Origin of the sequence: Streptomyces sp. NBRC 110611 (genome assembly GCF_001590865.1) — a bacterium.
In the GTDB taxonomy this organism is placed as follows: Bacteria; Actinomycetota; Actinomycetes; order Streptomycetales; family Streptomycetaceae; genus Streptomyces.
On the sequence record NZ_BBUY01000074.1, the window covers coordinates 1 to 1885 of the forward strand.

2 protein-coding genes are annotated in these 1885 nt (G+C 69.8%); both read left to right on the plus strand.

All coding sequences use genetic code 11. The annotated features are described in order from the left end of the window. Positions 1 to 1440 (plus strand): 3-isopropylmalate dehydratase large subunit (gene leuC / locus AZE13_RS33375; protein ID WP_258528200.1); only part of this gene is annotated, 1440 nt, incomplete at its 5' end. A gap of 2 nt (positions 1441 to 1442) precedes the next feature. Next, positions 1443 to 1885, plus strand: a 443-nt coding sequence (gene leuD / locus AZE13_RS33380; RefSeq protein ID WP_066940562.1) for a 3-isopropylmalate dehydratase small subunit, incomplete at its 3' end; no start/stop codon positions are given.

Genomic DNA, 1885 nt, shown 5'->3' on the forward strand with positions numbered 1-1885 from the left:
GTCGTCCGGCGCGCGGAAGGTGAGCCGGATCTGCTGTTCATCGATCTGCATCTGTTGCATGAGGTCACCAGTCCGCAGGCGTTCGACGGGTTGCGCAAGGCGGGGCGTCGGGTGCGGCGTACGGATCTGACCATCGCCACCGAGGACCACAACACCCCGACCCTCGACATCGACAAGCCGGTCGCCGACCCGGTCTCGCGCATGCAGCTGGAGACGCTGCGCAGGAACTGTGCGGAGTTCGGGGTGCGGCTGCATCCGCTGGGCGATGTGGAGCAGGGCGTTGTCCATGTGGTGGGGCCGCAGTTGGGTCTGACCCAGCCGGGCACCACGGTGGTCTGCGGTGACAGTCACACCTCCACCCATGGGGCTTTCGGGGCCCTGGCGTTCGGTATCGGCACCAGCCAGGTCGAGCACGTCCTGGCCACCCAGACGCTGCCGCTGGCGCCGTTCAGGACCATGGCTGTGACGGTGGACGGTGAGCTGCCCGAGGGCGTGACGGCCAAGGACCTCATCCTGGCGATCATCGCCCGGATCGGCACCGGCGGCGGCCAGGGCTACGTCATCGAGTACCGCGGCCCGGCCATCGAGAAACTGTCGATGGAAGCGCGGATGACGATCTGCAACATGTCCATCGAGGCAGGGGCCCGGGCCGGGATGATCGCCCCCGACCAGGCCACCTTCGACTACCTGCGCGGCCGTGACCATGCTCCCCGGGGCGCGGACTGGGACGCCGCGGTCGCCTACTGGCAAACGCTGCGCACCGACGACGACGCGGTCTTCGACGCCGAGGTGCACATCGACGCCGCCGCGCTGTCGCCGTTCGTCACCTGGGGCACCAACCCCGGCCAGGGCGCCCCGCTTTCGGCACACGTGCCCGACCCGGCCTCGTATGAGGATGCTTCGGAGCGGATGGCTGCGGAAAAGGCTCTGGAGTACATGGGGTTGACGGCGGGCCAGCCGCTGCGCGACATCGCTGTGGACACCGTCTTCGTCGGTTCGTGCACCAACGGCCGCATCGAGGACCTGCGCTCGGCGGCGTCGGTCCTGGACGGGCGTCGGGTGGCGGACGGGGTGCGGATGCTGGTGGTGCCCGGCTCGGTGCGCGTGGCGCTGCAGGCGGTGGCCGAGGGCCTGGACAAGGTCTTCACCACCGCCGGTGCCGAATGGCGGCACGCGGGCTGCTCGATGTGCCTGGGCATGAACCCCGACCAGCTGGCACCCGGGGAGCGTTCCGCCTCCACCTCCAACCGCAACTTCGAAGGCCGCCAGGGCAAGGGCGGCCGCACCCACCTGGTCTCCCCCCAGGTCGCCGCCGCAACCGCCGTTCTCGGCCATCTGGCCTCACCCGCCGACCTCACCACCACAACCGGCCACCCCGGCCACCCCGGCCACCCCGGCCACCCCGGCCCGTCCGACGCCACCACGCCCGCGGGAGTCTGAACATGGAACCCTTCACCACCCACACCGGCCGGGCCGTCCCGCTGCGCCGTGGCAATGTGGATACCGATCAGATCATTCCGGCGCACTGGCTGAAGAAGGTCACCCGGGACGGTTTCGAGGACGGGTTGTTCGAGGCCTGGCGCAGGGATCCGGAGTTTGTGCTGAACCAGGAGCGGTACCGGGGTGCCACGGTGCTGGTGGCCGGGCCGGACTTCGGTACCGGCTCCTCGCGTGAGCACGCGGTCTGGGCGCTGCAGAACTACGGGTTCAAGGCCGTCATCTCTGCGCGGTTCGCGGACATCTTCCGTGGCAACTCCCTCAAGAACGGGCTGCTGACGGTGGTCCTGCCGCAGGAGACCGTGGACCGGCTCCAGCAGCTGGTGGAAGCCGACCCCACCACCGAGGTGACCGTCGACCTGGTCACCCGACAGGTCCGCGCCAAGGG